Origin of the sequence: Agrobacterium sp. Ap1, from assembly GCF_017313375.1 — a bacterium.
Taxonomy (GTDB): Bacteria; Pseudomonadota; Alphaproteobacteria; order Rhizobiales; family Rhizobiaceae; genus Neorhizobium; species Neorhizobium cellulosilyticum.
Genome location: NZ_JAFLMY010000036.1, coordinates 1 through 21381, shown reverse-complemented (window position 1 = coordinate 21381; position 21381 = coordinate 1). Strand labels below are relative to the sequence as shown.

Sequence of the window (21381 nt, the reverse complement as noted above, 5' to 3'; positions counted from 1 at the left end):
GATCAGCACGCATTCACCCATTTCTACGCCCGGTAGAGATGTTCCTTCGCGGCTGATCCAAATGGAGTGGCTGGGCGTGGAGGAAATAGTCGCCGATCTTACAAGGATCTGACCACGCGGTTCAACAGCCCGAAGTCTTCGTCGGGGCACAGGACGTCGATCGAGCAGGTCGGAGTTCCGGTCAGCGAGGTCAAAATCTGCGATGATGCTCGTCTCGATGTTGGTACGCCAGACCAGGTTTTGGCTACGGGCGGCATTTTGCGCCGAACTGTGTTGCTTGTCCGGATGTTCGGCAGCTGCGGATATTGATGAGTAGACTTCATAATCGCATGCACCATGGGCAGGGTAGTCCTCACCCCTTCTGGCGGGTAGGTTGCCGAATGACGTCAGCGTGCTGCGCAGGTATCGGCGCGTTACCGCTGGAGTGCTCGGCCCCGCAGATCGGAAAAACGCTTTGCAGCTGTTGTTCCAGGGCCCCTCTACGACTTAAATCAAGGAATATTCAATGCGAAATTTCGCCATCCTGATCGGCTGTGTCTCTCAATTGTTTCTCGCCGTGCCGTCTTATGCACAGTCTGTCACGCCGCGGGTTCCGGCACTTGTGTCGATCGATGAGGATATTGTCGCACCCCCCGGGAGCGCGGTTCCGCGCTTTTCCGTCGATGCAGCGTGGCCGAGGATGCCTGACACCATGCTCTGGGGCGAGGTCAGTGGCGTGGCGGTGGACAGTGACGATAGTGTTTGGCTTGTGCACAGGCCCGACTCGCTAACCAATACCGACAACGGCCTTGCTCAATCACCACCGATCGCCCTGTGCTGCCGTGCGGCTCCGCCAGTTGCGCATTTTAGTTCAGACGGCAGATTTCTAGGTGGATTTGGCGGCCCGGAGTCTGCGCCGACCATCGACGGCGTTAACCAGTGGCCGATCAGCCTCCACGGTATCTCCGTCGACAGCGATGGAACTCTCTGGTTCGCCGGCATAGGCCGAGGCGACCATGTTGTGGTAAACTACACGCGCGAGGGCAAGTTCATCCGGCAGATTGGGCGTCGGGATCAGACCGGTGGAAACGCAGATGGCGAGCACCTCGGCAATCCATCCGATGTCAGTCACATCGGCGATCAGGTAATTGTAGCCGATGGCTACATCAACCGCCGCTTTCTCGGATTTGACGCGTCCAGCGGAAAAGCTTTCGGAATCTGGGGTGCGTACGGCTCGGCACCTGCGTCTCAGACGCGCCAGGGCAACTTCGATCAGAGCCAGGCCACATCGGGCAGCGGGCCCGACCCGGAAGCGCGTGAATTCGGCACGATCATCCACTGCGCCGTGCCGACCGGTGACGGACAGATCTATGTATGCGACCGACAGAACAACCGCGCCCAGCTGTTCGACCTGAGCGCGGACGGTAAGCTGACCTTCGTGCGCAATATCGCCATTGAAGGCAAGACCGGCGGGCTTGGTACCGTCACTGACATCGCGCTTTCGCCGGACAAAAAGTATCTCTACGTCGGCGACATGATGAACGGACGCATCTGGATCCTGCTGCGCTCGAGCCACGAGGTACTTGGCTCTTTCGGCCGCATCGGTCGGCAGGCGGGCCAGTTCACCTGGATGCACTCGATCGACACCGACAGTCAAGGCAACCTGTATGTCACTGAAGTCGGGACCGGGCGCCGTGTGCAGAAATTCGTGCTCACCGGCCTGCGTTGATCGCTGAAGTATTGACCCGCTAGGGGCGTACGTCGTGTGGGCGGGAGGGCGCGTGACGGCGACAGCGGTAAAGAGGCGGCAAGGCCTCCCACACCATTTTAATCTCGAAGGCATTGCGTGCCGCGATCGCTTTAGGTCGTCCGCATGCAACAAAACATAAGGTAATTTAAATGCTGGCCACTACTTCTATTGACAATGACGCTGTCGAAAGCCCGACCGCTGCCTGGGGCGGTGTGTTCGCACTTTCGCTTGGCGCCTTTGCGCTCATCGCATCGGAATTTATGCCGGTCAGCTTGTTGACACCAATTGCCGCCGATCTCCACGTCACAGAAGGACAAGCCGGACAGGCAATTTCCGTATCCGGCGCCTTTGCAGTACTGACCAGCCTCTTCATTTCGGCAATCGCCGGAAATATTGATCGCAAACGCCTCCTGCTTGCGCTTACCGGCGTCATGATCGTCTCTGGAACAGTTGTGGCCGTCGCGCCGAACTATGAGATATTCATGCTTGGTCGCGCCTTCATCGGCATCGTGATCGGCGGGTTCTGGTCGATGTCTGCCGCAACCGCCATGCGGCTTGTGCCTTCGGACAAAGTTCCGCGCGCACTTGCCATCCTCAACGGTGGCAACGCACTAGCAACCGTGATTGCCGCGCCGCTCGGCAGCTTCTTGGGGGGTCTGATCGGCTGGCGCGGAGCGTTCTTCTTCGTCGTTCCGATCGCCGTCATCGTGTTCGTGTGGCAGATGATAAGCCTGCCATCCATGAAGACGGCATCCCGGACAAGCCCCGTCGCAGTGTTCAACCTTCTTAAGCAGCCGATCGTGGCCTTGGGCATGGCCGCCGTCAGTATCTTCTTCATGGGCCAATTTGCACTGTTCACCTATCTGCGGCCGTTCCTCGAGATCGTTGAGCACGTCGATGTTTCCACTCTTTCGTTGCTGCTGCTTGGGATGGGAGTCACAGGGTTTATAGGGACTGTCCTCATTGGACGGTTCCTGACGGATGGTCTCTATCGCACCTTGATCGTCATTCCGATCTTGATGGCGTTCATCGCCGCGGCACTCATTTTTTCTGCCGGCGGCGTCGCTGTGACAGCTGTCCTGCTCGCCCTGTGGGGGCTGTTCGCAACCTCGGCGCCCGTAGGCTGGTGGACCTGGATAGCAAGGACACTTCCGCAGGACGCGGAAGCCGGCGGCGGCCTGATGGTAGCGGTGGTCCAATTGGCAATCACCTTCGGAGCGGTCGTTGGTGGCGTGCTCTTTGACAGCAGCGGATATGTCGCAACCTTCGGCGTCAGCGCGCTACTGCTCCTGGTCGCAGGGTTGCTTGCGATGCAAACGGCGCGCAAGGCTGAGCCAGCTTTCCAAGCGCCCTGAACCCGGTAGAGAAGTCGGAAACGAATCCGGCACGATATTACCAGCACATTGGCGACGGCATGCGCCTCGCCATTGTCGCAAACCTTGTATCCACCCGTTTGCTGGAACTGCGAGGCCTAGGTTGGCACGCCCATGTGTTGAGGGCGACGTGTACAAAGACTTCTCACATATGCCGATTGACGGTCGTCCAGCGGGACAGGTCTCTTCGTCAGCCCCGCGAGCTCGTTAATCAGAGGGCCAGGGAAGCGCAACCGGGTTGGTTCTATTCGTGAGCTTGCCTCATAGCAACATGCTGCTTTGGGCGATTAATGCGGAAAGAGTTCAGGTCTATTGTTTGAGCATTATCTGAAAAAGGAAAGTGGTCGTGACCAATATGAGCAGACGCAACCTCATTCTTTCCGCCACTGCGTTTGGAATCTGTGGACTGGACGGATACACCGCTCCCCGGTTCGCGCTCGCTGCAGCCTCGCAGCCAGGCTCAGGGCCCACGGTCAGAGGGGATCGGTTCGGTGTGGGCGTCTATAATACACAGCAAGTCGCCGATGAGTTGCGATACATAGAGGCAAACGTCCGTCCGTCGAACGAGACACGCAGGAAACGCATCTTGATTACCGGTTCGACTGCTGGGCTGGGACAGCTTGCCGCCGCGCATCTGCTGCGCCGAGGTCATCATATTGTTGCCCACGCGCGTAACGAGCAGCGCGCTGCCGAAGCGAGGCGCGACCTGGACGCCGTCGTCATCGGGAACCTGCTGGACCTTGACGAAACACGCTCACTGGCTGGGCAAATCAACGCGCTGGGCACATTCGATGTCATCATTCACAATTCGGGCGAGTATGGCCTTCCTGATGCGGAGATACTTAACGCAAACTCCCTGTCTCCCTACCTTTTGACCAGTCTTGTCGATACCCCTCGGGAAGCGATGATCTATCTCACATCCTCCCTCCACCTGGGCGGAGACCTCAAGCTCCACGAGGTTCGCAGTGGCGGCACGAACGTCAATTATAACGACAGCAAGCTCCACATGGCGACATTGGCCACGGCGGTCGCACGCCGTCGTCCAGACCTGCGTGTCAACGCAGTGGCGCCGGGCTGGGTAGCAACGGTGATGGGCTTTCACAACGGTCCGTATGCGCCGGACAATCTCCGTGCCGGCTACATGACGCAGGTCCAGTTGAGCGAGGGAACAGGTCCTGCCGGCCAGATGACCGGCAAATTTCTCTTTCATCAGAAGGAGGAAACCAGCGTTAACTCCAGCGGTTATGACGAAAAGGCGCAAGACGCATTGATCGCAGCCTTTGAAAAGCGTACCGGGGCCTCGCTAGGCTGAGGAGGGGCGTATCGCCCAGGCACGCGATCGAACGCCCTAAAAGGGTCGCCGGATAAGTCAGCAGACGTCGAGCAGAAGCTCTCGGACTCGACACCGCGCGCACCGCTATACGCTGCGGGCAACACATGCCCGTCTTGAACTGCAGGCATCTGCTTCAATTCCGATGGACGCCCCATTCTCTGGAGCTATGCCGCGACATCGCGATGTCGAGCCAGCGCTGCTATGGCTTCGTTTGCGGCGCGCGCCCCGCTAGCATGTGCGCCATGCGCGGTTGCATAGTCATCCGGGTTGGTGGCTTCCCCTGCAAAGAAGAGCCTTTCTTTCCACGACTTTGCGAGAAGGCTTCTTGCGCCTGACCTGCCCGGTAAGGCGCTACTGTAGGCTCCGCCGATCCGGTCGAGGCGTGACCAGTTCGAATTAGCGAGTGGCTTGAGCTTCGATCGAACGCCGTTCCCGAAAAGATCGGCAAGCTGATCCATCGCAAGCGTAAAGGCAGCGACCAAGCCATCCTCTGACATGACCCGTGCGCTATCACCCCCAAGATAACATTCGATCACCGGCCGGCCGAAGGGACGAATGTAGAAATCGCAGGCGAGTGGGTTTGCCGGATCGGCGAACAAATGGGTTTCACTTACGAACAGAGGGTCGTTGGCCAGCAGGAATAGCTTTTCGTTCTGACCGAGTGGTAGGTGGCTGGCGGCGTCCAGCCACGGGTCGAGATCGTTCGGCAGCCTGATCGCGTCTCCCGCCAGGACCTTGGTCGATACGGTCAAGATAGCCGTACGCGCGCGAATGTCACCTTTCGCCGTCGCAATACGCAGACCTTGCGGATCCTCGGCTATGGCCGTCACCGGCGTGGAAAGGCTTACAGCCGAATGGGACGGCAAACTGCGGGAAATCAGGGTGCCCATGCCTGAGGGGACACGCCAGTTTCGATAGCTGCACGCAGCGTCATACGCCAGATAGTCCTTTGCTGACATCCGGTCTGGAGAGACGCCGTTTGAAAAACCACAGATTGACCGGATATAGGTGTTCCACGGAGCGTCCTCACTCATCGCGTCGCTTGCCCGGTCGCTTTGTGGCACCACCGCTGGAAGACGTTTTTCCCAGTCGTTCAGCGCAGCCCGTGCCTCACGTTGATCATTGACCGAGAAGCCGAGATCCAGATACTGGCGACCCCATGCGGCATCGCTGCGGTCAATCTCGAGGCCTTGGATGTTGGCAAGATGCATCCACGGATTGCGTTCTGCTGAGTGGAGCCAGCCACATCCAAGGTCGAGTTTGTGCGTCTGTGCTTCGACAGTCCATGCCCGTCCGCCCAGTCGTGGCGAAGCCTCGAGGAGAAGGACCGAAACATCTCTTTCCTGCAGGTGGCACGCCGCCGCAATCCCGGCGGCGCCTGCGCCAATTATGACAACGTCAACGTCGTTCGACATCTCACTACTCATTTGGGTCCGAAGATAACGCGTGGGCCGAGTGCAGGCACCCGGCTTCCGTTTTTTTTGGCGCATGCCCGGCCGCAGGAACGTCGGCACACACCTCTAGGCTCGAGATTACCGGCTCGAAACGAGCGGAACTACCCAATTTGAACTGCATGCTGCGATGAATCTAACTCATGAATTCCTTCCAATCTACTAGAGCGCCGCCACGCCGAGTTGAACGACGCATGTCTGGTTCGATGTCATCTCAGCTCGGAAGATTGCTCACGCTTTCGTTGGTGTATTGTGATCAGCAACCTGATTGGAATTGGTTGTCATGCGCGCCTCCGCATGCATAATCAGAGTTAACAAATGAGGAAAATTAATGAATGGCTCGAGAGAACTTCAATGATCTGCAAGCCTTCCTCGAGGTCGCGCGCGAAAGCAGTTTTACACGCGCTGCCGCCAAGATGGGAGTCTCCCAATCTGCGCTTAGCCATACGATCCGGCAGCTCGAAGCGCGGCTCGGTGTTCGGTTGTTGACGAGGACGACGCGTGCGGTCTCTCCGACCGAAGCAGGTGAGCGCCTGCTTATTGGTATAGGCCCGCTTTTCGATGAAATCGAAAGTCAGATCGACAGCCTCAGCGATCTGCGAGACAAGCCCGCTGGTACCATCCGTATATCCGCCTCTGACCACGCGATCCGATTTGTCCTGTGGCCGAAGCTGCAAAAATTCTTGCTGTCTTATCCCGACGTTAAGGTCGAACTCACCAGGGAAAACGGGCTGACCGATATCGTTGCAGAGCGTTACGATGCCGGTGTTCGGATGGGCGAGCAGGTAGCCAAGGATATGATCTCGGCCCGCATAGGACCAAATATGCGGTTTGCAGTCGTTGGTTCCAAATCTTACTTTGCAAACAATGAACCACCGTCGCACCCGAAGGATCTTCTGCGACACTGTTGCATCAACGAGCGCTTGCCAACCTTGGGCGGCTACTGGCCTTGGGAATTCGAGGAAGAAGGGCAAGAGATCAATATTCGGGTAGAAGGGCAACTGGCCTTTAACAATAGCTATGACACTGTCGAAGCGGCGCTGGCCGGATTTGGTCTGGCCTATACGCCGGAGGATGTCGCCGCTCCCCATCTGGCGAGCGGGAAACTTGTCCGAGTGCTGGACAAATTTTGCCCACCCTGGGAGGGCTACTATCTTTACTATCCCCACCGCCGTCAGTCCTCACCAGCGTTCGCCGTTCTGCTTGAGGCATTGCGTCACCGAAGCTGAGGCATCCGCTGCTTTGGCCCGATAGAGTCCGGTCAGGTAAATGTGAATTGCCACGCGGAAGAGCTGGCAACCCAGATTCGGTTGCGGCACGGCTCTCTTAAGCTGCAAAGCATGTCATAATTGGCAAGATTCGGTGTGTTCGCGATGGCGCGGACGGAAAACGACAGCACGCGCCAATGCTTGAGCTGGGCTGAGTAGAAGCCGAAAACTTCCGTCCGGACCATCGTGGGCAATGTCATAACAACTGGAGGTGTTGTGAAAGAACCGTGTAGTGGCAGGCACTCGACGGGTGCGAGGCTCCGTCGTCGTCTTACAATGCACCTCGACCTCTGACGTTAATGTGCTGTCGAGCGCGGTGAACTGGAACGTCCCCGCCAGAAGAGCATCGAATAGTGGGTAGCGATCGCAATGAGCGCGACGACGCCTGTCCAGTGGCCGAAAAAAGGCGTCACGGAGGTTCTGAAATTCCAGACATCCAGGCTGTAGGTGAACGTTAGCTTGCCCCAGACGTCGAGGACCGAGAAGCTCCAGACTCCGAAGCCGGCAAGCACAAGGGTTGCGAAGCGAAGCGCTGCCGTCCTCGTCGGGTTCATCGAGGACAGTCGTAGGACCGACCGACTCAAGGCCATCACGCGGGTCCAATGCAGTCCGAGATGGGCGCCCACGAACAGCAACACCCAGTAGGCAGAAAACCAGTGGACCTCGCGCAAATAGATGCTGTCCGGGATCGGGAGCGCGGCGAAGAGCGATTTCGAGATTACGACACTGGTGAACAAGAGGATGAGCATATTGACGATCAGGATCGCGTGAAGCGCCACGACCGCGATGCGTCTTGCGTCGTACCGCCCGCGCAAAAGTTTGCCAAACCAATACCGATTGACCACGAGGTGCCAGCCGAGCAACACGAGCAAAGCTGTACCGAAAATCTCGTGCGGCAGGTTCTCGAGCCACCAGTAAGCCAGCGACAGCAATAAGAGCGCCAGCATCCCAGCAGGAAGGAGAAGACGATCACGGACAGGCGATTTCAAAATCCGCGCTCCGTTTCAAACTGCGCAGCGCTCATGGTTTAAAGCTTCGCGCGTCGCTGAAGGTGAACATGAACTGCCGATCCCGCCGGGTCTGATGGCAGGAAAAACAGCGAGCAGGGCTTTCGTCGTCCGTCTTGATCGAGCGATCGGTGTTGAAGGCCTGATAGGCCCAGTCATCCGGACCATCCCCATTCTTCTGGGCGATCAGGTATCGCGCGAGAACATCACTTTGATGATCTACGAGAACTACGCTTGTCCCTGCTGGGACCGGTTGTCCGGCCTGGATGGCGTCAAGCGCAGTCTGATTGATGAGCATGTGCTCACGGGTCACACCGCGCCGGACCGTCGTGTAATGAACGAGCTTATCGAGGTCGGGGAAGGACACGGTGCCAACCTGCGCAAGCGCAGGAACAGGTCCGGAGCCTTCGGGAAGAAGCAGATATCCTGCAAGGGTCGTCGTCAATAAGACGAGAGCGGGCAATCCATATTTGCGGAATTTCTTGTCCATGCTTCCCGAAACTTTCCCCTGTATGTGACCCACGGCAATATGCCATCAGAGCACCCGTTAGGCTTTACAGGACCGGGAGCTCGGCAAGTACCCGCTCAAAACGGCATGCCATCATGAATGAGGCTCATGAAACGCCCCGTTCCAAAAACCAAAGTCGTTGAAAGTTTCTGCTCGCGCCAAATTGAAGTGGATCAATTCATTCATGAATATTGCTCATGATAACATCCGCCTTTCAAGGACTAATTCCAACTCCCACTCCGCCTTATCTTTTAGCGGACGTTGCTGCACGACCGTAGATACGGGCAGCCTCTCGGCCGTACGTCAGGCGACCACGAAGGAGTTTAAAGTGAGCAATCCGAACGAAACTGGTACTGAAAGCTCGAGCCTCGATTTGGATCGACGCGGACTTTTCAAAATGGCGAGCGTCGGCGTCGCGGCAATGAGCGTTTCCTCAATGATGACGGCATCGAATGCAGAGGCGCAGACTTTGAACATGGCGCAGGAATGGGACAAGGTTTTCCCAAAGAGCGAAAACGTCGATCACCGGAAAGTCACGTTCAGCAACCGCTACGGTATTACCCTGGCGGCCGATCTCTACGTGCCAAAAAACCGCAACAGCGGCGCAATGCCGGCAATCGTCGTAGGCGGACCGTTCGGCGCGGTGAAGGAACAGTCTTCGGGTCTCTATGCGCAAACGATGGCCGAACGCGGTTTCATCACGTTGGCGTTCGATCCTTCCTACACCGGCGAAAGTGGTGGTGAACCGCGCAATATCGCGTCACCAGACATCAATACAGAGGATTTCAGCGCGGCGGTGGATTACATCGGTCTGCGCCCTGAAGTCGACCGCGAACGGATCGGTGTCATCGGTATATGCGGATGGGGTGGCATGGCGCTGAATGCCGTTGCATCCGACAAGCGTGTCAAGGCCGTCGTTGCGAGCACGATGTACGATATGACCCGGGTCATGTCAAAGGGCTACAATGACAGCGTTACCCTGGAACAGCGCACGCAGGCTCTCGAGAAGATGAGCCGTCAGCGCTGGACCGACGTGCAAAAGGGCACCCCCGCCTATCAGGCTGCTTATAACGCTGAAGTTGCCAAAGATGCGCCGCAGTTCATGGTCGACTATCACGATTACTACTCGACGCCGCGAGGATATCACAAGCGGGCCGTCAACTCGGGTAACGCCTGGTCGCAAACCACGCCGATCTCGTTCATGAATATGCCGATCTTGACGTATATCGCAGAAATTTCGCCCCGCCCTGTCCTTTTCATCCATGGCGAAAAGGCGCATTCGCTTTACTTCGCCCAAACCGCCCATGCAGCAGCGGCAGAGCCGAAGGAGCTGATGGTTATCCCGGGCGCCAGCCACACCGATCTCTATGACAAAACGGATGTGATCCCGTTCGACAAGCTGTCTAGCTTCTTCGAGCAGCACCTTTCCGCCTGATCGGATCAAAAGGCTCGGAGAGTCCGCTTTACGCGGGCTCTCCGTTTGTTGCCGTATCGTTGGTCGAATGGTGGGGCGACGCTCTCGGAATACTCTACCAGGTTCGGTTTCTCATCGGATAAACCCGTCATGCGACGGAGTCTCGCCGGACCGTGGCGAACCACCGGTACCGGCCGGCAACCTCTGGGTTGCGGCATCGCCGACAGTCAATGAAACTTCTTCCGTTGGCAAGGGTGACGAAGCCTGCTCCTAAACCGACAGAAAGTCTCAGGCGTTCCTGGACGCCTGATCAAGCTGCTGAAATTCCTCGTCGGATAATGTGATAGCGGCACCTGCTACATTTTCCTCGAGATGCTTGACCCGGCTCGTGCCTGGAATTGGCAGCATGACCGGGCTACGCTTCAGTATCCAGGCCAGGGCAATTTGTCCCGGCGTAGCGCCCTTCGCCTTTGCGAGGCTATCGACAATTCCACCAGTCTGGGCGAGCGTCCCGGCTGCAAGCGGAAACCAGGGAATGAAGCCAATACCATTGGCTTCGCAATAGTCGAGAACTGCTTCATCAGCCCGGTCTACAAGATTGTAGCGGTTCTGCACCGTCGCGACCGGAAATATCTTTTGCGCCGCCTTGATCTCGTCGACCGTTACCTGGCTGAGACCAGCGTAGCGGATAAAGCCCTGATCAATGAACGAGCGGATCGCTTCGAACTGTTCGGTTGCTGGTACCTTGGGGTCGATGCGGTGGAGCTGCCACAGGTCGATCTGTTCGACCTTCAGACGTCGCAGGCTCATACGGACGGCCTGCCCGAGATAATTGGGATCACCCACCTGCGGCCATTGCCCCTCCGTGCGGCCAGGCCGCACCAGTCCACCCTTTGTGGCAATGAGCAGACCCTTGTAGGGCGCTAGCACTTCGGCGATCAGATCCTCGCTGATGAACGGTCCGTAGCTGTCGGCCGTGTCGATGAAGTTTACGCCAAGATCGGGCAGGCGATGCAGGACACGAATGGCCTCGTCGCGATCTTCCGGTTCGCCCCAGATACCCAGACCCGTCAAGCGCATGGCGCCAAAACCAAGGCGATTGACCGGCATCTCGCCCCGTATGCTGAATTGGCCTGAAAAAGTGGCGTCAATATTGTTCATATCCGTTTTCTTCGGTTGAATTCATTGTCGCGACTCTCAAGCGTCCCGGCGTCAGCATCCCTGACAGACTGCAGTGGAGCGACAATCTGAAAGCCATGCCTAGTCGTCTGCTGTTCGCGATACGGGGCCGGCTGAGAAAGTATGAATTATAACGCTGTTCGAATGCGGAGCCCAATGGCCGCATCCGTTTCAGGCGCAGCTGATTGCATAGCTCGATGTTTATCGAGCTGCTTCAACCTTAACTGTCACGGCGCCAGGTCGATCGAAAATCGACACGTCGCCGGTAACCTTACCAAGGATGACGATGCCCGGTTGCGGGACTTGTCCATCGCGGTAATAGATCACGAAATCACCCGAACTCCATAAACCCAGGGTGCCGGTCGAGAAATCGCGCTGACGCTGCGAGGATGGCAGAGCCGAGGGCAAATTGCCGGTCTTCTCCTGACGCAGGTGGTCGGACATCTCGATAGTCAACGGCAACATATCTGCCAGAGCCTTGGCAGCGTTGTTTTCCGCGAGCTCTGCTGTGACTTGCCCCCAGTCAGAGGAAATAATAATACGCTGTTGCGCCATAGCGGTTCCTGTCAGTCCGAGGGCTATGGACAGTGCCCCCACTGTTATCTTCAACATATTTCTGATCCGTGCCTATCGTCGGTGAAGCTACTGTGGATATAAATGCATTCAACCGGGGAGATTTTTTCAATCGTGGGCCCCTGCATGTTCGTGACGTTTTCAGAGCTGTAGGAAACGCATAAGAATCGGTCATATAGACTGCTAGCACCCCGTTAACCAAATTATTATCCCTGCAAAATTGCATGAATTTATCAATGTGATTCACGAATGGGCAAAACTTTGAGAAGCGGCGCCGAGGCCTTGAGCCGTTAAAGAACTCTTCCCACGACATTCGAGAGGCAGGTACGATACAACGTGGTCAAAGGGACACCAATCCGCCATGGCGGATTTATGCGTCAGTTCGATAACTTCAATCGAAATTGAGGGCATAGTCTCCCTGCCGGTTCGCGCTAGTTCCAGGAGTCGCGTTTGTTTCACTTACGTCAACCAAAAAACCGGAGAAGGTCATGCCCAGTCTCAGCCACCTGGAACTTTCCCGTCGATCCCTGCTTGTTTCATCTGCCGCTACGGCAGTTATCAGTCAAACAATCGGCGGCAAGGCATCGGCAGAAGCGATGGGGAGTTCAGTGAATACCTCGACACAAGTTGCGTTAAGCGTGAATGGCAAAAGGTACGACCTTGCCATCGACAACCGTACAACTTTGCTCGACGCGTTGCGGGAGCATCTTCATCTTACCGGCACCAAAAAAGGTTGCGACCATGGCCAGTGCGGCGCCTGCACCGTCATGGTAGACGGTCGGCGTATCAATTCCTGTCTTACGTTGGCCGTCATGCATGACGGTGACGAAATCACCACGATCGAAGGATTGGGCCAGCCGGGCAATCTGCATCCGATGCAGGCTGCCTTCGTCAAACACGACGGCTTCCAGTGCGGGTATTGTACTCCGGGACAGATCTGTTCCTCCGTGGCGGTGCTTGAGGAGATCAAGGCAAACATCCCGAGCCACGTCACCGAAGACTTGACACTGCAGGCCGTTGTCACATCGGCCGAGATCCGTGAACGCATGAGCGGTAATATCTGTCGATGCGGGGCTTATTCCAACATTCTCGATGCGATCAGCGAAGTAGCGGGAGTACCGGCATGAAGGCGTTTACTTATGAGAAAGCCTCTTCCGCAGAGGCCGCGGCCAAGGCGGCGGCCCAGAACCCGGATGCAAAATTCATCGCGGGAGGCACGAACCTTCTCGATCTGATGAAGCTTGAGATCGAACAGCCATCGCACTTGATCGACATCAACGGTCTCGAGCTCGATACGATCGCGAAAACAGCGGAGGGTGGTTTACGCATCGGCGCGCTTGTCAGGAACACTGACCTTGCGGCCGACGATACCGTGCGCCGAGACTACGGACTTCTGTCCCGCGCGCTTGTCGCGGGCGCGTCGGGCCAGCTCCGCAACAAGGCGACGACGGCCGGCAATCTTCTGCAACGCACCCGCTGTCCCTACTTCTACGATTCAAACCAGCCCTGCAACAAGCGTAACCCCGGCAGCGGCTGTTCCGCGATCGGCGGCATCTCCCGGCAGCTTGGTGTCATCGGAACCAGCGAGGCGTGTATCGCTACGCATCCGAGCGACATGGCCGTCGCCATGCGGGTGCTCGATACAGTCGTCGAAACGGTAAAGCCAGACGGCTCGAAGCGCTCCATCGCGATCGCCGATTTTCACCGCCTGCCAGGCGATACTCCGCATATCGAGACAACGCTCGAGCAAGGTGAGTTCATCACCGGCGTGGTGCTGCCGTCACCGATTGGCGGCAGGCATATTTATCGCAAGGTCCGTGATCGTGCATCCTACGCGTTCGCACTGGTATCGGTTGGCGCTGTCATCCAGCCTGACGGAAGCGGTAAGGTCGCCGTGGGTGGGGTCGCGCACAAACCATGGCGGGTCGAGGCCGCCGAGGGCGAGTTGACGAAAGGTGCTCGAGCGACATCAGCGGCTCTGATGGCGGGGGCCCGTCCTACGGAGCAGAACAGGTTCAAGGTCGATCTCGTCGAGCGCACACTTGGCGCGGTTTTGACGGAAGCGAGGGGATAAGCCAATGCAATTCGATAAACCAGCCACGACTAACCCGATTGACCAGCTCAAGGTTGTCGGCAAGCCAATCCACCGCATCGACGGTGAGCTGAAAGTCTCCGGCCGTGCCATGTATGCCTATGAGTGGCATGATCCCAACATCCGTTACGCCTACGGTTATCCAGTCGGATCCGCCATCGCCAAAGGGAAGATAACCGCCATCGACAGTTCCGCGGCCAAAAAGGCGGCGGGCGTGCTTGGCGTCGTCACCACGCTTGATGTCGGCGACCTGAAAAAGGGGAAGTTCAACACCGCGAACCTGTTCGGCGGAAGCAATATCCAGCACTACCACCAGGCCGTCGCGGTCGTCATCGCCGAGACGTTCGAACAAGCGCGCGCTGCCGCTGCTTTGCTCAAGGTCGATTACGCTCCTGAAAAAGGCTCGTTCGACCTGCGCGGCGAGATGGGGAATGCCAAGTCCCCTGATCCATCGACTGAACCTGAAAGCTCAGTCGGGGACTTTAATGGCGCCTACCGCGCAGCAGCGGTGACGCTAGACGCCGAGTACACGACGCCTGACCAGTCTCATTCGATGATGGAGCCGCATGCCTCGATCGCGACATGGGACGGCGACGAGGTGACTGTGTGGACGTCGAACCAGATGATTGACTGGTCGCGCACAGACCTCGCGACGACCCTTGGCGTCGACAAGGAGAACGTCCATCTGATGTCGCCGTTTATCGGCGGCGGTTTCGGCGGCAAGCTTTTCCTCAGAGTCGACGCGGTCCTGGCCGCTTTCGCAGCCAAGGCCGTCGGCCGCCCGGTGAAAGTCGCGCTTCCCCGCCCGATGATGCCGAACAACACGACCCATCGTCCGGCGACCATCCAGCGCATTCGCATCGGGGCCGAGCGGGATGGCAAGATCACCGCCATCGCGCATGAAAGCTGGTCCGGCGATCTTCCCGGTGGAGGGCCTGAAACCGCCGTCATGCAGACGCGCCTGCTTTATGCGGGCGCCAACCGGATGACGGCCATGAAGCTTGCCACATTGGATCTTCCGGAAGGCAACGCCATGCGGGCGCCAGGCGAGGCGCCGGGTCTAATGGCGCTTGAGATTGCGATCGACGAAATGGCGGAAAAGCTCGGGATGGATCCCATCGAATTCCGGATCGCCAACGATACGCAAGTCGATCCCGAGAAGCCGGAACGTCCGTTCTCCCATCGCGATCTCATTGGCTGCCTCAAGCTAGGCGCAGAAAAGTTCGGATGGGACAAGCGTGGTCTCCCGGCGAGCCGGCGCGAAGGCCAGTGGATGATCGGCATGGGCGTTGCCGTCGCCTTTCGCAACAATCTCGTCTTGCCGTCGGGGGCGCGCGTCAAGCTTGACCGTGAAGGTGTTGTCACCGTCGAAACCGACATGACCGATATCGGTACCGGCAGTTATACGATCATCGCCCAGACCGCCGCCGAAATGATGGGTGTCGGCGTGGACAAGGTGGCGGTTCAGCTCGGTGATTCCCGCTTTCCAGTATCTGCAGGTTCCGGCGGGCAGTTTGGTGCCAATTCTGCAACCTCCGGCGTTTATGCGGCCTGCATTAAGCTGCGCGAAACGGTTGCCAGCAAGCTCGGCTTCAACTCGACAGACATCGTCTTCGAAAACGGAGAAGTCCGAGCCGGCAACCGGTCCGTCCGACTGGCGGAAGCTGCCGGCGCGGAAGGGCTTATCGGCGAGGATACGATGACGTGGGGCGATCTGACCAAGACGCACCAGCAATCCACGTTCGGCGGACACTTCGTCGAGGTCGGGGTTGATGTGGCGACCGGTGAAACCCGTATTCGCCGCATGCTCGCAGTCTGTGCGGCGGGTCGCATCCTCAATCCGATTACCGCCCGCAGCCAGGTCATTGGTGCGATGACCATGGGCGCCGGCGGCGCGTTGTCGGAGGAACTCGCGGTCGACACCCGCCACGGTTTCTTCGTCAATCATGACCTCGCCGGATACGAGGTGCCGGTCCATGCGGACATTCCGCACCAGGAGGTCATCTTCATGGACGAAACCGACCCTTACTCTTCTCCGATGAAGGCGAAGGGGGTGGGAGAGCTGGGGCTTTGCGGTGTTTCTGCCGCCATTGCCAACGCCATCTACAATGCGACCGGCGTTCGCGTCAGGCACTATCCGATCACACTGGACAAGCTCATTGGCGAATTGCCCGACGTTGCCTAAACATTCGCGGTGGCCGGTTCGGCCACCGCTGAACCTGCGAGGACGGATTTGAACGACATCTGCTTAGCAACAATGCCGGTGCCCGTGAGGGTGAGCTCGGCCGATAATCCCGCAGACATACTTCGCTTCGCGGCTGAGGCTATGAGTCACGGTCCGGCGGCCCTTGCAACTCTTATCGAAATCAGAGGAGGGGCTGCTCGGGCTCTTGGTGCGCACGTCGCCGTTGCTGCCGACGGCAGATTTTGTGGATACGTTTCTGGCGGGTGCGTCGAGGCTGCCGTAGCGGCCGAAGCCCTCCAGGCGATCGCGGAAAATCGAGACCGGGTCGTGAAGTTCGGGGAAGGGTCGCCGTTCTTTGATATCGCGCTGCCCTGTGGTGGAGGCATCTCGGTCGCCATACATGTTCTGCGTGACGCAGGAATACTGTACGATGTTATAAGCAATTTGGCCAATCGCCGATCAGCTGCTTTAGCGTATACGCTGCAATCGCAGTCGCTCGTTCCTGTTGACAAGCTTCCCGGGCGATCGGAGTGGCGTGACAGTACGTTCGTGTCGCTCTACCGTCCGCAAACAAGGGTTGTTCTTTCCGGTCAGACGGGAGAGGCCGAGGCCGTCCGTCATATCGCAGAGGCTTCGGGTTACGACGTACAGCTCATAGCAAATAACCGGTCCCAGTCCGCTCTCGGCTCTATCCAAATCGATCCGTTCACGGCTGTCGTGCTCCTGCACCACGACCTGGATCAGGAAATCGCGATCCTGAAAAAGGCTCTGGCATCCCAGGCATTCTACATCGGGGCACTTGGGAGCACGCGTACGCACCGGCGCCGTATCGAACGGCTGAGATCGCAGGGCATTTCTTCGGACTGTTGTGAACGTATCAAAGCGCCAATTGGACTATTTGGCCCTACGCGAGATGCCACTTCGTTAGCACTCTCGGTTCTCGCCGATGTGGCCGCTACTCGCCTTGCGGTGTTCGCATGAGCATCGATCTCCCGCAAAAAAATGCGTCCGGTGTCCCACTTGGCCTGTCTCAACGGAGACCCGCTCCGATGGTCGACCGGTACGGCCGCGCGGTTACCTATCTGCGTGTCTCGGTCACAGATCGATGCGACTTCCGCTGTACGTATTGCATGGCGGAGAACATGACGTTCCTGCCAAAAAAGGACCTGCTGACGCTGGAGGAGCTCGACCGGCTCTGTTCGGCCTTTGTCGCCAAGGGTGTCCGCAAGCTTCGGCTGACCGGCGGCGAACCTCTGGTGCGCAAGAACATCATGTATCTGGTCCGGTCGATCGGTCGCCATATCGAAGCCGGTGACCTCGACGAACTGACGCTGACGACAAACGGGTCCCAGTTGGCCCGCCACGCCCAGGAACTTTACGATTGCGGCGTTCGGCGCATCAACATCTCGCTCGATACGCTCGATCCTGACAAGTTCAAAACCATCACGCGCTGGGGTGACTTCTGCAAGGTGATGGAAGGCATCGATGCGGCGCAGAAGGCCGGCCTGAAGATCAAACTGAACGCGGTCGCGCTCAAGGATTTCAACGATGGCGAAATGCCTGAGATGATCCGCTTCGCGCACGGCCGCGGCATGGATCTGACCGTTATCGAAACCATGCCCATGGGCGAGATAGAAGAAGACCGCACCGACCGCTACCTGCCACTGTCTGCCCTGCGCGAAGATCTCGAAAGGCAATTCACCTTCAGGGATATCCTCTATAAGACCGGCGGCCCGGCCCGATATGTTGAAGTCGCCGAAACCGGCGGGCGGTTGGGCTTCATCACGCCGATGACGCATAATTTCTGCGAGGGCTGCAACCGCGTGCGCCTCACCTGCACGGGTACGCTCTACATGTGCCTCGGCCAGAACGACGCTGCCGATCTTCGGGCCGCCCTTCGCGCATCCGACGATCCGGCCGTTCTTTCGGAAGCGATCGATGAGGCGATCTCGCGCAAGCCAAAAGGCCACGACTTCATCATCAACCGCAACAACCGCCCGGCCGTCTCGCGCCACATGAGCGTCACCGGCGGGTGACGTATGGAATATGTAATATCCGCCGTTGCCTTCAGGTCAAACTTGGGAGCGTCATAACCTTGGGGGATTAATCGATGTAGCGCATGACCGTATGCGCGATAAACCAGCTAATATTCGACAAAGCTATTGTGTAAAAGATCTCTATCAGCAATGGAGAATGTTATCAAAATGTCTGGCTTTCAATCCTGCACCTTCGCGGTGCTCGCCTTCGTTTCCGCCATGGGGTGGGTTGCGCATATACAGCAATGCACCAGCTGATCGTTGGCTAAATCGATTTTCTTATGCGACATCGTCTTGTTGAAACTTGACGAAAATGAAGTAGCGCGTACCCGTCGCCGCGATGGCGCCTTATAGCTGTTTTGAGAGCACCTCGACAGCGAGCACGACAACTCAAGCAAGTCACCGGGGAGCGGTTCCAGGCTGTTGGCTACATAAATAGCTCCGACGACGGCCTCTTTCGTCCGGTGCCGTTTTGGTACGGGGGCGTCTGCTCACTTGAAGAAACGATTTTCTGTGCCAATGCGGCCGGTCGCCGATCAGCTCATCCACTGGCCGCCATCTACGTTGTAAGTTTGGGAAACGACATAATCCGACTCCGACGAAGCCAAAAATACGGCCATGCCGGTTAGATCCTGGGCGGTTCCCATACGGCCATAAGGTACAGCCTCGCCGACTTCCTTTTTCTTCTGGCCAGGTTCTTTGCCTTCGTATTTCGCAAAGAACGCATCGACGCCATCCCAGTGTTCGCCGTCGACGACACCAGGCGCGATGGCGTTGACATTGATCCGGTGCTGAATGAGGTCTAGGCCCGCCGATTGCGTAAGGCTAATCACCGCAGCCTTCGTGGCGCAATAAACGGCAACAAGAGCCTCGCCCCGTCGGCCTGCCTGCGATGCCATGTTGATAATCTTCCCGCCGTTGCCTTGCGCGATCATCTGCTTAGCGACCGATTGTAGCGTGAAGAGCGGGCCATAGACGTTCACATCGAAAATTCTGCGGTAGTCCGACTCTGCGATTTCGACGATAGGCGCTGCCGTGAACAGCGCCGCATTGTTGACCAGGATGTCAATCCTCCCAAAAACCTCCACCACCTTTTGAACGGCCTGGTTGATGCTGTCCTTCTTAGTGACGTCGAGCTTCACTGCGATCGCGCCATTACCGAGTTCGGTGGCGGCCGTTTCCGCACGGGCGATATCGATGTCGCAGATTGCGACCCGGGCGCCTTCCGTTAGGTATGCTCTTGCGAATTCTAGTCCTATTCCGCGGGCCGCGCCTGTAATCATCGCGATCTTGTTTTCGAGCCTCAAGGCCATATGTGTCTCCCTATATTATTTGTTTGGTGGCTTAGAAGATCCTGGGAAAGTGCCGGACGAGATGGTTCCCGAAGAACCTGCGGATGCGTTCGTTTAAAAACACCTGAGGGCCGCCATCAGAGCCGGATGCAATCGCAATCTTGATATCAACATCCAGTGTTTGCAATTCTTCGGCAGTTTTCATCGCGTGAGCTAGCGATCTGTCGCTTGCATCAACAAGCATAAGGATCGGCGGTAACTCGAAGAGCACCCAACCTTGCGATGCAGTTTTGATCCTGTAGGGCCTCGTGTGGGCACGGCAAAGCCTTGCCAAGTTGTCGAGTAAGTCCAGATCGCTGCCGATTACGGCAATCGCGCCGGGCAATGGCATACCGACGAACCCGTCACGCAATAGTTCGGACAAGTCCTCACTCCGCGGCCCGGAGCGGCAGACCATACCGAGGGAACACGAATTCGAATGGCTCTCGAGCTTGATCCAGCTAGTCCGAAGGTCGCTCTTCGCTACGATGCATGTGTGGCTTTGAAGATCATGCGCGTCTCGCTTCAGGTATATTTCGACATGATTGCGATCGGCTACACTCACTGGCTTCGGAAATTGGCCGGTCATCTCAATGGGAATCCCAGAATGCGGCGGGGTCCGTGAAATCGCTAGACTACTGTGCATCCAATCGTCCTCCTGAAGATGAGAGGAGAATACTGGGCGCAATAGATGAGAACTAGCGTCCTCTCTGCGTCGGAATGATGAAATTATATCCCGATTGAGTGACTTAAAAGTCGAAGACTATTCCTTCGGGACAGCATAGGTCATTTCGCGGACACGACATTCTTGCGGTATGTTGCCGGAGTAATACGCCGAGACTTTCTGAAGGACCTGTTGAAATTGGACATGTTTTCGTATCCGACCTCAGCCGATATGCTGGTAACGGAAAGATCGGTGCGGATCAGAAGTTCGCAAGCCTTCGCTATCCTGAGTTCGCTTAAATAGTGGGTGAATGTTGTACCAGTGTTGCGCTTGAAGAACCGCGAGAATGATGTTTCCGTCATTCCGACCATCGCTGCCGCCTGGGGTAGACGAACTTTGGAATGATAATTCGCCGCCATCCACGTCAGGACATCACGGACAGATGGATCGGGCACAGTCTTGGCTTGGGCCGCGAAACCTGTCGACGACAGCAGGCTGTAGGTTGAACTGGTTGATAGTCCGTGGAGGAGGGCAAAAAAGAGGGAAAGGCGTTCGAGCCCACGCGTTTTGCCGATCGCTTCCATCAGATAGGCGCCCTTTTCACGCGTCTCACCGTGAAAAGCGATGCCTCTCCGGGCGAGTAGAAGGAACGCTTTCAGTCCGGCCACTTCCGGCATTGCATTGGTTGTCTCTAATATACGCTCCTCGTCAAACTGCAGGATAACGTCTCTCGCTGCTACGCGCTCGCCGGCCCTGAGTGGTGTAACCCAGTTGTGGGGCAATCCCCGCCCAACGATGAAGAGGTCACCAGGTCCGAAGCTTCCGATATAGTCGCCAATGTGACATGTGCCGCCTGCGTTTCTGATCAGGTGAATTTCACATTCGGGATGTGAATTCCAGACACTCCACGACAAAGGATAATCATCCGTTCGCCAGACGAAACATTCCGTCGCCGACGGTATGATTGGTTCATAGACCGGATTATGAGGGCCGGACTTGGAAGTGGGTAAGGTCAATGCATCCTCGGGCGTCGCACGCAACACATATTCGTAGCACAAATTCAACGTGTCTTGACCACAACCGTCGAAATCGTTCGGAGGCAGTCAGTGGCTTGCGTGATCAGCTCGATGGCTGCGGCACAAACAACCCGCCGCGATCTCACGATCGTGTCCCGGGAGATGGTGTAGCTGAATAAGGGTGGTCATCGGGATTTTCCGGTAGGGTTGGGTTGTTCAAGC

The 21381-nt window shown here is 57.3% G+C and carries 18 protein-coding genes; 10 read left to right on the top strand and 8 right to left on the bottom strand.

Features of this window, described 5'->3' with window-relative positions; all coding sequences use genetic code 11:
- Window positions 1–505: 505 nt before the first annotated feature.
- From JZX87_RS29260 to JZX87_RS29250, 3 genes are all read left to right on the top strand, one after another.
- The gene (locus JZX87_RS29260) at window positions 506–1708 is read left to right on the top strand and encodes an NHL repeat-containing protein (RefSeq protein ID WP_206829358.1); all 1203 of its coding nucleotides are present in this window, start codon (window positions 506–508) and stop codon (window positions 1706–1708) included.
- A 170-nt stretch (window positions 1709–1878) separates the two neighbouring features.
- A complete protein-coding gene (locus JZX87_RS29255; protein ID WP_206829357.1) occupies window positions 1879–3084 on the top strand; it encodes an MFS transporter in 1206 nt (401 codons plus the stop codon).
- Window positions 3085–3457: 373 nt separating this feature from the next.
- A complete protein-coding gene (locus tag JZX87_RS29250; RefSeq protein WP_286195179.1) occupies window positions 3458–4414 on the top strand; it encodes an SDR family NAD(P)-dependent oxidoreductase in 957 nt (318 codons plus the stop codon).
- A 185-nt stretch (window positions 4415–4599) separates the two neighbouring features.
- On the opposite strand, the gene JZX87_RS29245 is transcribed toward JZX87_RS29250, so the two are convergent.
- Entirely contained in the window at window positions 4600–5850 is a 1251-nt protein-coding gene (locus JZX87_RS29245; RefSeq protein ID WP_206829355.1) for a flavin monoamine oxidase family protein, read from the bottom strand.
- A gap of 371 nt (window positions 5851–6221) precedes the next feature.
- Between JZX87_RS29245 and JZX87_RS29240 the strand changes: the two genes are divergently transcribed.
- Window positions 6222–7115, top strand: coding sequence for a LysR family transcriptional regulator (locus JZX87_RS29240; protein WP_206829354.1), 894 nt, complete (start codon window positions 6222–6224; stop codon window positions 7113–7115).
- 335 nt (window positions 7116–7450) lie between these two features.
- On the opposite strand, the gene JZX87_RS29235 is transcribed toward JZX87_RS29240, so the two are convergent.
- Both JZX87_RS29235 and JZX87_RS29230 read right to left on the bottom strand, forming a co-directional pair.
- Window positions 7451–8143, bottom strand: coding sequence for a DUF4405 domain-containing protein (locus JZX87_RS29235; RefSeq protein ID WP_286195177.1), 693 nt, complete (start codon window positions 8141–8143; stop codon window positions 7451–7453).
- A 31-nt stretch (window positions 8144–8174) separates the two neighbouring features.
- Window positions 8175–8651: a cytochrome P460 family protein gene (locus JZX87_RS29230; protein WP_206829353.1), complete on the bottom strand. Its 477-nt coding sequence runs from the start codon at window positions 8649–8651 to the stop codon at window positions 8175–8177.
- Window positions 8652–8997: 346 nt separating this feature from the next.
- On the opposite strand from JZX87_RS29230, the gene JZX87_RS29225 reads away from it, so the two are divergent.
- The gene (locus JZX87_RS29225; protein ID WP_502711351.1) at window positions 8998–10104 is read left to right on the top strand and encodes an alpha/beta hydrolase; all 1107 of its coding nucleotides are present in this window, start codon (window positions 8998–9000) and stop codon (window positions 10102–10104) included.
- Window positions 10105–10371: 267 nt separating this feature from the next.
- Here the strand turns inward: JZX87_RS29225 and JZX87_RS29220 are convergent, their stop codons facing one another.
- Window positions 10372–11244 carry an aldo/keto reductase gene (locus JZX87_RS29220; protein WP_206829352.1) on the bottom strand — a complete coding sequence of 291 codons (873 nt, stop codon included), beginning with the start codon at window positions 11242–11244 and terminating at the stop codon, window positions 10372–10374.
- Between the two features lie 219 nt (window positions 11245–11463).
- On the bottom strand, window positions 11464–11874 hold the full coding sequence (locus JZX87_RS29215; RefSeq protein WP_206829350.1) for a cyclophilin-like fold protein: 411 nt from the start codon (window positions 11872–11874) through the stop codon (window positions 11464–11466).
- 449 nt (window positions 11875–12323) lie between these two features.
- On the opposite strand from JZX87_RS29215, the gene paoA reads away from it, so the two are divergent.
- From paoA to moaA, 5 genes are all read left to right on the top strand, one after another.
- On the top strand, window positions 12324–12962 hold the full coding sequence (paoA, locus tag JZX87_RS29210; RefSeq protein WP_206829348.1) for an aldehyde dehydrogenase iron-sulfur subunit PaoA: 639 nt from the start codon (window positions 12324–12326) through the stop codon (window positions 12960–12962).
- On the top strand, window positions 12959–13909 hold the full coding sequence (locus tag JZX87_RS29205; protein WP_206829346.1) for an FAD binding domain-containing protein: 951 nt from the start codon (window positions 12959–12961) through the stop codon (window positions 13907–13909). The genes paoA and JZX87_RS29205 overlap by 4 nt, the downstream gene beginning before the upstream one ends.
- A 4-nt stretch (window positions 13910–13913) precedes the next feature.
- Entirely contained in the window at window positions 13914–16112 is a 2199-nt protein-coding gene (gene paoC / locus JZX87_RS29200; protein ID WP_206829344.1) for an aldehyde oxidoreductase molybdenum-binding subunit PaoC, read from the top strand.
- Window positions 16113–16184: 72 nt separating this feature from the next.
- Window positions 16185–17093 (top strand): XdhC family protein, encoded by a 909-nt coding sequence (locus JZX87_RS29195; RefSeq protein ID WP_206829370.1) that lies wholly within the window; start codon window positions 16185–16187, stop codon window positions 17091–17093.
- Window positions 17094–17161: 68 nt separating this feature from the next.
- Window positions 17162–18148, top strand: coding sequence for a GTP 3',8-cyclase MoaA (gene moaA / locus JZX87_RS29190; RefSeq protein ID WP_286195176.1), 987 nt, complete (start codon window positions 17162–17164; stop codon window positions 18146–18148).
- Between the two features lie 536 nt (window positions 18149–18684).
- On the opposite strand, the gene JZX87_RS29185 is transcribed toward moaA, so the two are convergent.
- From JZX87_RS29185 to JZX87_RS29175, 3 genes are all read right to left on the bottom strand, one after another.
- A complete protein-coding gene (locus tag JZX87_RS29185; protein WP_206829340.1) occupies window positions 18685–19461 on the bottom strand; it encodes an L-iditol 2-dehydrogenase in 777 nt (258 codons plus the stop codon).
- A 31-nt stretch (window positions 19462–19492) separates the two neighbouring features.
- Entirely contained in the window at window positions 19493–19864 is a 372-nt protein-coding gene (locus JZX87_RS29180) for a hypothetical protein (protein ID WP_206829338.1), read from the bottom strand.
- A gap of 401 nt (window positions 19865–20265) precedes the next feature.
- Complete coding sequence (locus JZX87_RS29175) at window positions 20266–21183, bottom strand: helix-turn-helix domain-containing protein (RefSeq protein ID WP_206829336.1); 918 nt, start codon at window positions 21181–21183, stop codon at window positions 20266–20268.
- Window positions 21184–21381 lie beyond the last annotated feature (198 nt).